At 57.5% G+C, this 13,410-nt stretch carries 10 protein-coding genes; 7 read left to right on the forward strand and 3 right to left on the reverse strand.

Annotated features, from left to right (window positions below; genetic code table 11):
* Positions 1-42: 42 nt before the first annotated feature.
* The 6 genes from VSR72_RS09960 (at position 43) to VSR72_RS09985 (ending at position 7,196) form a co-directional block, all read left to right on the forward strand.
* Positions 43-1,134, forward strand: a complete 1,092-nt coding sequence (locus tag VSR72_RS09960) for a TAXI family TRAP transporter solute-binding subunit (protein WP_342952208.1) — start codon at positions 43-45, stop codon at positions 1,132-1,134.
* 445 nt (positions 1,135-1,579) lie between these two features.
* A complete protein-coding gene (locus VSR72_RS09965) occupies positions 1,580-2,899 on the forward strand; it encodes an FAD-binding oxidoreductase (protein WP_342952209.1) in 1,320 nt (439 codons plus the stop codon).
* The gene (locus VSR72_RS09970; RefSeq protein ID WP_342952210.1) at positions 2,899-3,642 is read left to right on the forward strand and encodes an SDR family oxidoreductase; all 744 of its coding nucleotides are present in this window, start codon (positions 2,899-2,901) and stop codon (positions 3,640-3,642) included. The genes VSR72_RS09965 and VSR72_RS09970 overlap by 1 nt, the downstream gene beginning before the upstream one ends.
* Complete coding sequence (locus tag VSR72_RS09975; RefSeq protein ID WP_342952211.1) at positions 3,639-4,064, forward strand: GtrA family protein; 426 nt, start codon at positions 3,639-3,641, stop codon at positions 4,062-4,064. Before VSR72_RS09970 ends, VSR72_RS09975 begins: the two co-directional genes overlap by 4 nt.
* Positions 4,065-4,214: 150 nt before the next feature.
* The gene (locus VSR72_RS09980) at positions 4,215-5,645 is read left to right on the forward strand and encodes a UbiA family prenyltransferase (RefSeq protein ID WP_342952212.1); all 1,431 of its coding nucleotides are present in this window, start codon (positions 4,215-4,217) and stop codon (positions 5,643-5,645) included.
* 372 nt (positions 5,646-6,017) lie between these two features.
* A complete protein-coding gene (locus VSR72_RS09985; protein WP_342952213.1) occupies positions 6,018-7,196 on the forward strand; it encodes a hypothetical protein in 1,179 nt (392 codons plus the stop codon).
* A gap of 164 nt (positions 7,197-7,360) precedes the next feature.
* Here the strand turns inward: VSR72_RS09985 and VSR72_RS09990 are convergent, their stop codons facing one another.
* The 3 genes from VSR72_RS09990 to VSR72_RS10000 all read right to left on the reverse strand — a co-directional run bounded on the left by VSR72_RS09990 (position 7,361) and on the right by VSR72_RS10000 (position 11,861).
* Positions 7,361-8,527, reverse strand: a complete 1,167-nt coding sequence (locus VSR72_RS09990; protein WP_342952214.1) for a hypothetical protein — start codon at positions 8,525-8,527, stop codon at positions 7,361-7,363.
* Between the two features lie 258 nt (positions 8,528-8,785).
* Complete coding sequence (locus VSR72_RS09995; RefSeq protein WP_342952215.1) at positions 8,786-10,657, reverse strand: HAD-IIIC family phosphatase; 1,872 nt, start codon at positions 10,655-10,657, stop codon at positions 8,786-8,788.
* Between the two features lie 295 nt (positions 10,658-10,952).
* Positions 10,953-11,861, reverse strand: coding sequence for a glycosyltransferase (locus VSR72_RS10000; protein ID WP_342952216.1), 909 nt, complete (start codon positions 11,859-11,861; stop codon positions 10,953-10,955).
* A 581-nt stretch (positions 11,862-12,442) separates the two neighbouring features.
* Between VSR72_RS10000 and VSR72_RS10005 the strand changes: the two genes are divergently transcribed.
* Entirely contained in the window at positions 12,443-13,240 is a 798-nt protein-coding gene (locus tag VSR72_RS10005; RefSeq protein ID WP_342952217.1) for a 4'-phosphopantetheinyl transferase superfamily protein, read from the forward strand.
* The last annotated feature ends 170 nt before the right edge of the window (positions 13,241-13,410 follow it).

The raw sequence follows: 13,410 nt of genomic DNA on the forward strand, positions 1-13,410 counted from the left end.
TCAAGTCTGCCGTACGACGTACACAAAGGCGGGAGAGAGACCATGCTGAAAGCGATACTCGCGGTACTGGCGGCGCTGATCACCCAGCTTTTTTCGACGGCCGCGCTCGCCGCCGCCGCAGACGCGAACTACAAGATCGTGACCGGCCCCGAGCGCGGTACATACATTCAGATCGGCCAGGACCTCGCGAAATGGGTGGCGCAGCCGGCGGGCATCGACCTCGAAGTGATTCCATCGAAGGGCTCGGCCGAAAACGTGCAGCGCATGCGTTTCGAGCCCGGCGTGAAGCTCGCGCTCGTGCAGTCCGACGTCTACCAGGCCTATGTCGATATGGCCAACTCCGGCAACGAAGACGCGGGCAAGCTGATCCGGCCGCTACGACTCATCATGCCACTCTATGACGAAGAGATTTACTTCGTCGTGCGTAACGACTCGCCGATGAAGAACATCAACGAAATCAAGGACAAGGTGATGAGCGTCGGCCTGATCGGCAGCGGTACCGCGCAGTCGGCAACGACGCTGTACCGCCTCATGTTCGGCCAGCCCATTCCCGAGCAGAATGCGCAGCACTTGAGCAACGAAGACGCGCTGGCCGCGCTCATCGTCAAGAAGATCGATGTGGCGATCATTGTCGCGGGGCAACCGGCCAAGCTCTTCACCGACATGAACCCCGAACTGCTGCAGCAGATCCGCTTCCTGCGCGTCGATCCGAACGCGCCAGAAACGGCGCGCGCAAAGCAAACCTATTTTCCCGCGACGATCCACGTATCGAGCTATCCGAACTGGCTGAAAGAAGACGTGCCGACGTGGACGGTCAAGGCGTTCCTCGTCACCTACGACTACAACCTGCGCGATACGGTCGGCAACCTGAAGCGCTTTGGCGATTCGCTCTGCGAAAACTTCAGCAACCTGCAGGAGCACGGCCATCCGAAGTGGAAGCAGGTGAAGCTCGACCTACCTGGCCTCGGCAAAGGCTGGCAATACTACCGCCCCGTTGAGCGACGCCTGAAGGCGTGTTTCGCGCATCGAGCCGCGGTGCAGGCGGCCGCGCCGACACGAGCCGCCGCCACCACCGAACAAGTCAATGCACGGCCGTGCTCGGACCAGGAGCGCCTGCTGCTGCTTTGCAAGTAATTTGACACGGAATGGACATCCTCCAAAAGGCGGCGCGAACCGGGCAACCAGGAAATAATATCGAGCCAAATGAATCAAAGCAGAATCAAGGCGAAGCAAATCCTCACGCTGAGCTCAGTCATACGCATGATTACAATCGTCTGAGCTCAGACAAATGGCAGGCTTGTTCCGCCACGGGACACCGCAGCGCCCCCGGATGCGCTAAAAATACAGCGCGCCGATCGCGGATGACCACGCGGTGCGCTCGCCTCGCGTTTGGCGACGCCACGCGTCGTTTTTTCTTAGGTACGTCTCACGACCGAATGGGAGCGCCTGTGATCCCGAACGCAGTCAGCCACGGATCACGCGCGTGCTCGAAGGCGGCCTTTGTGCTCCGGCGCACGGTAATCCCGGGGCAGCCTGCCTAACATGCGCCAACTGTCAATTCATTGTCTGGCGACTGCACATGAGCGTTTCGAAGCTCAGTTCTTGGGGCCACTACCCGTACGCACCGCAAACCGGCCGTGAGCCGGGTTGGCGCGAGAACGCGCAATCCGCGCTACGCGACGCGGGTGCGCATTTCGGGACGACGTTGCCGTTCGGAAACGGGCGCAGCTACGGAGATAGTTGTCTCGCCGCCACCGACCACGTTCTTGCGCTGCGTGGTCTCGATCGCTTCATTGCGGCAGACTGGAAAACTGGCGTCGTACGCGCAGAGGCGGGTGTCACGCTCGGCGAAGTGCTTGCGCTCGCGGTGCCCCGCGGCTGGATGTTGCCCGTTACGCCCGGCACACAATTCGTCACGCTCGGCGGCGCGGTCGCCAACGATGTGCATGGCAAGAACCACCACGTGCGCGGCACGTTCGGTCGACACGTTCGACGATTTTCGCTTCTGCGCTCCGATTGCGAGCCACTAGAATGCGCGCCCGAAGAAAACGCGGCGTTCTTCCGCGCAACGATCGGCGGTCTTGGCCTCACGGGGATCGTCGAATGGGTCGAATTGCAACTGATGCCCGTCGAGTCGAGCCGCCTCGCTACCCAGACGATTCCGTTCGGCAATCTCGACGAGTTTCTTGCACTGTCACACGAGTACGACGCGCAGCATGAGTACGGTGTGGCATGGATCGACTGTCTGCGGCGCGGCACCTCGCTTGGCCGCGGCATCTATGTCAGCGCCGACCATGCAACCGACCAGCAATTCGACATGCCGCAACGCCCCGTGCGGAGCGTGCCGTTCGCCCCGCCCTGGTCACCCGTGAATCGCTACACGTTGAAGCTCTTCAACGAGTTCTACTACCGCCGGGCTGCGAGCAAGGCAGGCCCCTCCGTGGTCAATTGCGCCAGCTACTTTTACCCGCTAGACAGCATAAGGGACTGGAATCGCCTGTATGGGCGGCGCGGCTTCCAGCAGTATCAATTCGTCGTGCCTGATGCTACGGCCCGCGACGCGTTGCACGCCTTCCTCGACGCGATCGCGTCGACCCACGCAGGCTCGTTCCTCGCAGTCCTCAAACGCTGCGGCCCGCTCGCCTCCCCGGGGCTGCTCTCGTTCCCGATGCAGGGAATCTCGCTCGCACTCGATTTTCCCCAGCACGACACGCGCAACGTGACGCTCTTCGCCCGACTCGACGCGATCGTGCGCGAAGCGGGCGGCCGCCAGTATCCGGCGAAGGATGCTCACATGAGCGGTGCGGATTTTCGCACCGCCTATCCAGCGTGGCAGGCGCTCGAACAACTGCGCGACCCGGCCTTGATGTCGCGCTTCTGGCAACGGACAACCCGCTAATGGACAAGAACATTCTGATCGTAGGCGGTTCCTCCGCCATCGCCGTGGCCTGTGCTCGAGAATGGATCAAGGGCGGCGCGAACTTCATGCTTGCGGGTCGCCACGCTACGCGTCTCGAAGCCGTCGCGCAGGATCTCCGAGTACGTGGCGCGGGGCGCGTCGGCACCTTCGTTCTGGACGTGAACGATTTCGAACAGCACGGCCCGATGCTCGACGCCGCCATGAGCGAGCTTGGCCGCATCGACATCGTTCTGCTCGCGCACGGCACGCTTTCCGACCAGTCGGAGTGTGAACGCGATCCACAGGCCGCGGTGCGTGAAATCACCGTCAACGCACTCTCGACAATCGCACTGCTCACCCTGCTTGCCGGCGTGTTCGAAGCACAGAAGAGCGGTTCGATCGCCGTCATCTCGTCGGTAGCAGGCGACCGCGGGCGCCCTTCGAACTACGTCTACGGCACCGCCAAGGCGGCAGTGACAACTTTTTGCGAAGGGTTGCGCGCGCGGCTGTTCAAATCAAATGTGAAAGTCCTGACGATCAAGCCAGGCTTCGTGAATACGCCAATGACAGCCGGACTCGCGCTGCCCGGCCCGCTCGTCGCATCGCCCGAGCGCGTAGCGACGGATATCGTGCGCGCCGTGGAACGCGGCAAGGATTCGATCTATACGCCTTGGTTCTGGGCGGAAATTATGCTCGTGATCCGATCCCTACCCAGCTTCGTATTTAAGAGGATTTCGTTATGAGCAGCCCGGCCACGGGCGTCGTGCTGAGCCGCTCTCGCCTCGTCTTCTGGTACTCGGTGTTCGCCGCTATTTCTATCGGTGCGAATCTCGGCAGCCAGAGCCTGGCTTTTCACCTGTACCAAGGCGTTTTTGCGGTGCCAATTTCGGTCTGCGTCGGAACCGGTGTTGGCCTCGTCGTCAAATATCTGCTCGACAAGGCCTGGATATTCCGCTACGAGCACCGCAGCGTCGCACACGGCGTGCGCACGTTCACGCTGTACGTCGCCATGGGACTCGGCACGACAGTCGTTTTCTGGGCCGTTGAATTCGCCGCGGATGCGCTCTTTCACGATGAAATCGCGCGCCTCGCTGGTGGCGCACTCGGTCTGGTGATCGGCTATGTCACGAAATACCACCTCGACAAGCGTTTTGTGTTTGCTTGAGCACGTGTGCGTTGCAGCACAGAGCCTGCACGCGGCCGTCGTTACGATGCTCTGCCGGATCGCGGACCGCGCGAGTGCCGCTTGCGCTGCGCCCCGACCAACACGGCAACAACCGGTCCACCTGTTCCTGCCCCGGCACGGAGAATGAACATGGCCACGCCCGCTGCACACCCTGTCCCGCTGTGCGTGGACCTGGACGGAACGCTCACGCGCACCGACCTGTTGTTTGAAGCCTTCTTCGTACTCCTCAAGCAGAGTCCTCTGTCGATCTTCCTGTGCTTCGTGTGGGCGTTGCGCGGGCGCGCCTATTTGAAGGAGCAGATCGCACAGCGCGTCAACATCGACGTTGGCGTGCTGCCCTACAACACAGAACTGCTCTCATGGCTGCGCGACGAGCGGGCGAGCGGACGCGATCTGTATCTTTGCACGGCCACAAACCAGCGCCTCGCCTCTCAAATCGCCGCGCACATTGGACTCTTTACCGGTGTGCTCGCAAGCACGGTCAGCAACAACCTGCTCGGCAAAAACAAGGCTCGGGCGCTCGTTGAGCAGTTCGGCGACCACGGCTTCGACTATTGCGGCGATGCGCGAGCGGACTTGCCAGTATGGCGCCAGGCGCGCAAGGCGATCGTGGTCGGTGACAAGCACATCGCTGCCGCGGCCCGCAAGACGAATGCTGCGATCCTCTTTTTCGAGGAAAAGCGCCGGCTGATACCGCTGGTGCTCAAGGAAATGCGCGTGCATCAGTGGGTGAAGAACGTGCTGATCTTCGTGCCGCTTCTCACCGCACACCAATTCACGGACCGTTCCGCAGTCGCTGCCGCCTGTATCGCTTTTCTGTCGTTCAGCCTGGCCGCTTCGTCGGTGTACCTGCTTAACGACATGCTCGACCTCGACGCCGATAGGCGGCACGCGCGCAAGCGCAACCGTCCATTCGCGTCGGGCAAGCTGTCGCTGAAATTCGGCATCGTGCTCACTGCAGGACTGCTCGCCGCCGGCGGCGGCCTCGCAGCACTCCTGCCGCGCGAGTTCGGCGTCGTAATGGCCGCCTATTTCGTGACCACCGTTGCCTACTCGTTCGCGCTCAAACGCATGACACTTGTTGATGTGTTCACGCTTGCGTGCCTGTACACCGTGCGTGTGATCGCCGGTGGCGCGGCAACCGGCATCCCGCTGTCGTACTGGCTAATCTTGTTCTGCGTGCCGATTTTCCTCTCGCTTGCAATGGTCAAGCGTTATGTCGAACTCGACATGATCGTGCGCGAAGGCAAGACCGAAGCCGCCGGCCGCGGCTACATCACGCAGGACATCTCGATCTTGCGCTCGTTCGGCACGGCTTCTGCGTACCTCGCCGTGCTCGTGCTCGCACTTTATCTGAACACGCCGGAAATGAAGGCGCTGTATCACCACCCAAAGGCATTGTGGGCCACCTTTGCACTCACGCTCTTCTGGGTGAGCCGGATCTGGATGTGCGCGTTTCGCGGCACGATGCATGACGACCCGATTGTGTTTGCATTCAAGGATCGCGCGAGCCTCGCCGTGATTGGACTGTCTGGGCTGAGCATGCTGCTCGCGATCTAGCACTGCGCCAAGTACTCGGTTGCGGCACACAGCTCCCGCAAGTCGAACGGCGTTTTCGCATTTGCCTCGGTCAGCGACGTACGCTGGCGTACAGACCCAGGCACCGCCCTGCCCTAGGGTATTCCACTGAATCCGATGAAGCGCGCGTCCTTCCGCGAAGTACCTGTGGATACCGTTCGCGCTTTCTCGCTTCGAACTTAGCCACCGTGGGCTCCTCGCGTTTCGCCGACGAATCGTCGAGTATACGATCGCCCTCACGATCAAAACCCGTGCTATTTGCGCTGTGATCGGCTGGGAAATCCGAAGACGGAACATGTGTGTCCATCAACCTGCCATGGAATTTGACGGTCATTGATCGAGATGGGGGCGTAATTGAAGCTAGAGGCAGCAAGTGTTAGTAACGACAAGACATGGCGTCTATGGAGTTTATCGGCGGCTGTCTGCTTCTTATTGGTTCTCGCATTCAGCGGAAAAGCTGACTCTATTTTTTGGGACTACCACGTCTATGAGAAAGGTCTGAACTGCTATTCGTCTGGGCCTGACCCCTACACGTGTGCAGCGGGGGATTTTCCATTTGTCTATCCGCCCGTATTCCTGAAGATATTTTCGGCTATCGACTTCCCAATCTTCTTTGCTTTCCTGGTTCTAGCCTCGATAGCCGGAATCGTTCTCGTTTGCATCAGTCTCAAATCATTTATTCCATATCATCGCCTGGCTTCCTGCTTGCTTCTCGGATTTCTGATTGGGGGGTCAGGCTTTGCTTCAATCCAGACAGGCAACATAAGCGTCTTTGCGCACCTGCTGCTCGTATCACTATCATATTTTCTATACAAACACCGGTCGATCTATACTTTGACGCCGCATGTGATAGCGATCATCTTTTTCTCGGCCATCAAGCCCTATTTCCTTGCCTATGCCATTCTTTATCTTTTTCTGCCCCGACGCAGCTTGCCCTCATTCGCCGCAGTGCTGATATCAGTTGCAGGTATCTACGTATTCCAGCCCGTTTTTTACCCGCAACTATGGGCCGGATTCCGGGGCGCCATTTACGGTCAGATCGTTCAGCATGGGGACGCAGGCATCACAATTCTTGGTGTATTTTCCAGGTTTGGAATGGGAAAAGTAGGGGTTGCCCTCCATCTCCTTCTGATGCTTGCCGTTGTGCTGATATCTATCGTCCTTCGAAGCAAGCACGCGCAAAGCTCTCTCCGGATCAGATCTGAAAGCGAATTGTTTTATTTTCTCGCGATTCTCATACTACTCAATCCAAGATTGATGTCGTATGACTTCTGCGTTTTTTCCGTTTGCCTCTATTTGTCGATGATTCTTTCGTCTCGAGGTGATGGCTGGGTGGGCTTATTTTTAAGAATATTCCCCTTCCTCACCATCCTGCCACTATGCCTTGAAGGTCTGTTTGATATTCGGGTGCATTCTTTAGCCTATTACTTCCTCGCAACCTATGTCCTACTGGCTGCAGCCATAGTCTGTCAGTGGTCTTTGAGTGTTTCCCCGAAACAAAGCACCCTCTCCCGCCCCGCGCCCCGGATGTAGTCATACGTAGATGGCGCCAATGGAACCTGGACAGTTCGCCGTGAGAGTCACGCATTGGTGGCGTGGCAAGACGCAAGGACCGCAGCGAGCTTTCGGTGGCGCCGGGATTGCTGATCCGGCGCTCACGCCATCAACCTGCTTCGACGAGGGCTGCTGGTAGGGGGTCAGGCGTGTCTCAATCGTCCGGCCGCGAATCCTGCCCCTTCAGCCATCCGATTGATCAGGTAAATCAACGAAACAATCACAGGGAACACGAAAAATCTTTCCAGATAAATCGGAAAAAGAATCAGATGCAAGGAAACAAAAATCATCGACACCATGAATATATAGTCCAGCTCAGCAAGCGGGGCGCGTCTATAAAATCGCATACCAAAGAGCAACAACGAGAACATGTAGACAAGAGTGTGTTGGCTATTGTGCGTTCTCTTCGCACCCGAAATGTAGGCGCTCACATAGTCCGCAATATTCGTCGAATTCTTCATTTCCGCAGGATACGGATCAACGCCGAATAGCGTGAAATTGAACACCCGCAAAAAACCGTAGTTTCCGTTGAAGTGGTTGTCGACAACAAGTAGCCCAACAGACATTGCCGCAGAAAGCGCCACGAGCGGTTTCGGAAATAACCGGAGTGAAAACAGGCACAGGATCAGCGAGAAAATGACAAAATCGGTTCTAGCCAGTGGAAGTGCGACGATCGCCACGAATACCCATCTGCTGCGCTTCACCAGAAGCAACAGCGCCAGCAGCGATAGCAAACATGCGAGGGCATCCGGAGAAGAGATGCGCCCAATGGTGGTAAGTTTAGAAATGAAAATAATGGCTGGAAGATAAAGCTGCGAAATCTGGAAATGCTGGAGTAGCAGTGCCACGATGACCACGCAGAGCGCGGCGTAGATTGCGTTGACGAGGATCGATGAACTCGAATAAGAGTGGACGAAATGATCGACGAGTCGGATCGATTGCAGATACAGAACGCGTATCGAGTAAAAAGGTATTTGCTGTTCGAGTGAGATGGGATCGTTGAATACCGTGGCGCGATAGCTCGCGTCCGGAACCTGTTCGACCGGACTCGATCCCTGCTGGCTTCGCGAGGCCCCCGCCGTCAGCTTTTCGAGGTCGTTCTCACCAACCTCTTCAAGAACGTTCGCGAAGACCGCGCGCCGCAATGGTTCACCAGTAAGACCGTCCTGCTTGTACATGGACGCGACATAGCCAATGACGTCCCAGTTGAACCCGCTGTGATCGGGCTGGGTCAGGCCGACACGAAGTACCCAGCCAAAGCATACGGCGATGGTCAGCACGCCCAGCCACTTTTTGATGTTGTTTGTCATGCTCAACGCCTCGAGTTGATCGCCTAAACATTACGAACGACACGCCTTAGGGTGTGCCATCAGAGGGCCGAGCGGCCATTCAAACTGGATATCCGCCACGCTAGCAACGATGTCGTCGAATGAATGTGTGCCGCCGAGCACTTCTTACACGCCCTTACTCGCTGGACCATTCAATTGGGGCGGTAATTGTGCCTCGCGGCGGCCCTTGATTTCACACATGCTCCAAGGGCCCGAGGGAGTTATTTAAACGGGCGTCTTCTAGATCCGCACAGGAGGAAACTCCGCTGCGCCGAGATTCTCGATCTCGATGTAGGACGGCAGTTCGTTCGCGGTGCGCGAGTACAAGCCCGCGGCCGTTTGGGAGAACCCGAGCCGTTTGAAATAGTCGTGACAGGTTGCATTCCTGCCGGTATCGATGAGCTCGGCGCTCACTTCAGCGCCCGACTTCAGCGCCAACCGCGTCGCAATCGCCCCAACAACCAGTTCCGCGCCAAGCCCAAACACGCGGCACGACAGCACGACCTGGACGATCTTTTCGCCATTGATCAGGCAAACGGAGATGATGCCGTTGTCGATCAATTTGTCGCGCAGCGAAGAGACGACGCAGTACCCGCCCTGGCTGATGAACGTCTCAAACTCCGAGCGCTCCCATCTCTTCCCGGTCGTGTTGAATTGATTTGTCTTGTTGATGAGTTCGAACGCGCGATCGAAGTGCCTGGATTGCGGCGTCTTGATCAAGAAGAATGACTGACGAAGCTGTAACGAAGCTAGCCACTCCTCCCGCGAAACACCATTGTTGGCGTCGACACTGGCTTCGCGCTGCGAGATCGCACGCACGAGTTCGGTGCGGCGCGACGATTCTTCGGTGACGATCGGGACCTGCGTTTCGGCCGATCGCAGAATGATGCGCCGCCAGTCGTAATGGTTGCCGCCAAGGCAACGAATAGCCGGGATCGCCGCCTTCACCTCCGACAATTCACGGTCGTTGTCGTCGATGAAGACACAGTTGCCCGGAAGCAGATTCACCTCCTTGAGGATTTCAAGGATGTTCTGCGACTTGGGCTTCCAGTTGATGCGCACGCACGCGAAGTCGTCCATGGTAATGGCGCCGCGCCAGATGGCGTTGAACCGTTCAATGGTGGGCGCTTCTTCATTCTTGCTGCAGATCGCCAGCAATCCGCCGCGCTTCTTGAAGAACAGCAAGGCTTCGGCAAGACCGATCGGCCAGCCTTCGATGCGTTGCTCCTGACTTACACTATCGCCTTCCGCTGCGATGCCGCGCCACATGGTGTCGTCGAGGTCGACGATAATCAGCTTCACTGGGTCTCGCTGCTCGATGACCTTGACTATCGCTTCAATGCGGGAAAGGAATGCGAGGGTAAATTCGCGGGACGCGACTTCATAAGTCACGATATTCCCGATTGCTTTGGGCGCAATCAGCCGATTCGCGTCCAGCTTGAAGTCCCAATCATTGATGAACGAAGCATGTGAGCTGCTCAACAGGACGTCGTCCTGCAGGTGCCGGCGGCCGATAAAATTCAGTATTTCGTTGGCGTCGAGAAAGTAGCAATTATTCGTCTTGCGTACAGCGTCCGACAAAAGCCGGTTGATCTCACGCACCAGATATCCAGGCGATGTCGTACCGAACGGATCGATGAGATCGCCGTCGTAATTGAAGCTCGGCTCGAAAAACGACATGAAGACAATCGGAGCTGTCGTGATCTGCGCGGCGACCTGCGCCACTTTCTGAGCGAGGTATTCCCCGGTGCTCTCCAGAAAGGCGCGCGCTTCGTCGTCAGAACGCAGGCGCGAAAAAACCATGTCCACCACAGGTTCAGGCGTTTGCGTCACCTCGCCCAGAATGTGACGGAGCGTAAGATTCACGACGACGACGTCATCGGTTGGCGCGGCCTCTGGGATCGGGGCGTGGCGTCTCGAGCCCATCAGGATGTGCCGGATGTTGTGCCCGGAGTTTGCGCTCCGCTTGACGATCATCTCCACCGAACACGTGCCGAGCAGCAATATATTGAGCTTGCGCGCATGGATCGCGAGCGACGTCGGCGGCAGCGGTAAATTGACCTGTTTATCGGCGACGGACGAGTAAAACAAATCGCGGACAAATTGACGCATTTGGGACCTCGAAGTCGAAACGTTCTCCACACCGCCGGTTTCGGCCTTGAGATTAGAGCAGAGCGCAGATGCACCATCTGTGCGCCGACATACACAACCCCAGCCGGATGCGGTGCACGTGACGTTTATGAACGTCCTCGACAGGCCAGGGCCGATTTGGAAGATATAAAGGGGAAGAACCAGCCCTTGACGGGAGCTTCAAACTTCAAGGGGATCAAACTGGAGGGGAGGAAACTGGATCTGCAAGCTTGCCGAGTCGCCGGCTATGACTTTTATTTTTCGAGGCCGATGCAACTCAAGTCGAATAATCCTCAGCCTGGATTATCCGTCTCAATTGTTTGATTAAATTCACACCGCCCCACCCGATAACCAGCCTCGTAAATAGTGCCGCCCAATCCTTGCTGGGAATCTCGATTTCCCTCAACAAAACTCGCTCGACAATGGCAAGCCTCAAGGCAATGCTCATTTTCTTGTAAATCAAAACATTAAATACAAATGATGAGACATGCCCTTTAGACATCAGTTTGTGATATTTTTCAAAAAATACGAGGCTGGGTTCACAACTGACCGCCTTCGATATTCTCGCGGGACTTTCGCTCAAGGAATACTCGACCAGCGCATCGTGCAAATAAACGAATACGCAGCCAGCCATTTCAGCTCGAATGGCGAAATCCCAATCCTGATGACGGCGCAACGATCCATCGAAGCTGATCAGAGGGTACTGATGACGCCACATCATGATCGACGAGGTCTGAATGTAGCCGCCCTCCAGCAGGATGAAGTCGAGCATCGACTGGCCTTCGTAGGGCGAGCGGTTGCCCACGATGCGCCGCCCGGCTTCCGTTAGCACGACGTTACTGAAGAGCACCTTGGCTTCGTTCCCGGCAGGCTTGGGGCCAAACGCGGCAATGCAGCGCTCGAGCTTGTTCGGCAGCCATTGGTCGTCAGCGTCCAGGAAAGCGATCAGATCGCCGGTGGCCTCTTCAATGCCCCGGTTTCGACACCACGCCGCACCATGGTTCTCGCTTTCGCGAATCAGGCGCAAGACAATGTTGTCCCCGCAACGATTCGGCAATTCGAAATGCAGTCCGGATGCGTCATCTACGACAATAATTTCCTGCGGAACAACGGTTTGACTAGATATCGATTCTATTGCCAACCAAAGCAAGTCAACGCTGTTGTAGTGTGGAATTATCACACTCACGTTGTAGCCATTGTCAAAATCACACCGCATCCGGCACCTCGAATCTGAATTTCGACAACTTCCTCGTGCAAAGAGTAGGACTATCGATCCTGATCTGGTAGCACGTCAATCACACATATTCTTACCGTTCCTTACCGTGGAACATATCCATCCGCTGCAGACGTTGAGACATTTCTTACATAATTATTAAACATACTTTCCAATTTCATACATACGATCGACAAATCTTCCCCCTGGGCTTCGGCCCAGTTTCTTTCAAACGCCATGGAGCTGACGCAGTTCAATAACGAACGCAAGCGAGAGGCGTTCTGGAAGCCAAAGCAATAGATGATTCGTCCGGCGCCGCATCGAGTCGCAAAGGACCGTGCAGCCCAGCTACATTGGGAAAGCCTCACCGGTTTTGTGTCGACGCCTTGTTTCGGCAATTGCCGCGTCGACTCGTCGATCCCCGTACGGATGCACGCACGCAGTGCAGCGTAATTGCATCACGCTCTGATGAATCGTAGGCCGTGTCGCTAGTGTTGTTCCGTGGGTTGCCCAACAAATCCGCGAGAGTTGTATCTGTACATTCTCTGGTGCGTGTGCCACTCGTTGCGCACTCAACCGGCTGGCACGCGAAACCCCGTGCCGCACCGACTCTTCCCACCGCAAGTCGAACCAGGCCCTCAATGCTCTCGTCGCCACTCACGCCGCCAACCAGGCAAGAAGTCCATGTCTGGCAATGGGACCTTGACGCCTGCGGGAGTGATTTCGATCGGTACTGGGAGATGCTTTCCGCGCAGGAGCACGAACGGGCCGGCAACTTTCGCTTCGAGCTGCATCGCCGCCGCTACGTGACCGGACGGGGAAAACTCAGACAGATCCTTGGCCGCTATGCCGCACTCCCAGCGCGCGCGGTCGCAATTGAGTACGGTCCGGAAGGCAAACCGTATTGCACGAGCCAACCTGCCGGATGGACGATCTGCTTCAACCTGAGCCACAGCGAGAATACGGCGGCGCTCGCCATTTCGAGCGGGTTCGAGGTGGGCATCGACGTGGAAAATATTCGCCCGATCGAGGAGAGCATGCCGCTCCAGGTCTTCTCCGCACGGGAGCGTGAGCAATTCGACGCGCTCGCGGATGCAGAACGGCAAACGGTCTTTTTTGAAACCTGGGCGCGCAAGGAGGCTTGCCTGAAGGCGCTCGGCACGGGCTTCATCCTCCCGCCGGAGCATTTCGAGTTCGATCTTTCCGTTCACGGCGACACCACACCCCGCTTCGTCGGCGGTGAGGCGCAGGAAGCGACGCATTGGCGCGTTCGCGCCTTGACATCCGGCCCAGCGTGCGCGGCAGCGGTGGCCGCGAGGCGCACCGAATGGTCTATCGTCGAGATGAATTGACCTGCAAGTGGCCAGCAGCGGCGGTCTCAGCGTGCCCCCCTCCCCGGGCTACGCATACCCATTGCGCATGAGTTATGTATGTCGGCGCACAGTTGTTTCGGCGCCGCCTCGCTTAAATCGGGCAAGCGCATAACAACGCGCGGGCACGCCGCAAGCGTTTGGCGAAGCCA

Origin of the sequence: Paraburkholderia sp. JHI869, assembly GCF_038900775.1 — a bacterium.
Classification (GTDB): Bacteria; Pseudomonadota; Gammaproteobacteria; order Burkholderiales; family Burkholderiaceae; genus Paraburkholderia.

Excerpts from the sequence above, each read along its gene's own strand:
- VSR72_RS09990 (WP_342952214.1), bottom strand. The coding sequence starts at position 8,527 with ATGACAAACAACATCAAAAAGTGGCTGGGCGTGCTGACCATCGCCGTA.
- VSR72_RS09980 (WP_342952212.1), top strand. The coding sequence starts at position 4,215 with ATGGCCACGCCCGCTGCACACCCTGTCCCGCTGTGCGTGGACCTGGAC.
- VSR72_RS09965 (WP_342952209.1), top strand. The coding sequence starts at position 1,580 with ATGAGCGTTTCGAAGCTCAGTTCTTGGGGCCACTACCCGTACGCACCG.
- VSR72_RS09975 (WP_342952211.1), top strand. The coding sequence starts at position 3,639 with ATGAGCAGCCCGGCCACGGGCGTCGTGCTGAGCCGCTCTCGCCTCGTC.
- VSR72_RS09995 (WP_342952215.1), bottom strand. The coding sequence starts at position 10,657 with ATGCGTCAATTTGTCCGCGATTTGTTTTACTCGTCCGTCGCCGATAAA.
- VSR72_RS09970 (WP_342952210.1), top strand. The coding sequence starts at position 2,899 with ATGGACAAGAACATTCTGATCGTAGGCGGTTCCTCCGCCATCGCCGTG.
- VSR72_RS09960 (WP_342952208.1), top strand. The coding sequence starts at position 43 with ATGCTGAAAGCGATACTCGCGGTACTGGCGGCGCTGATCACCCAGCTT.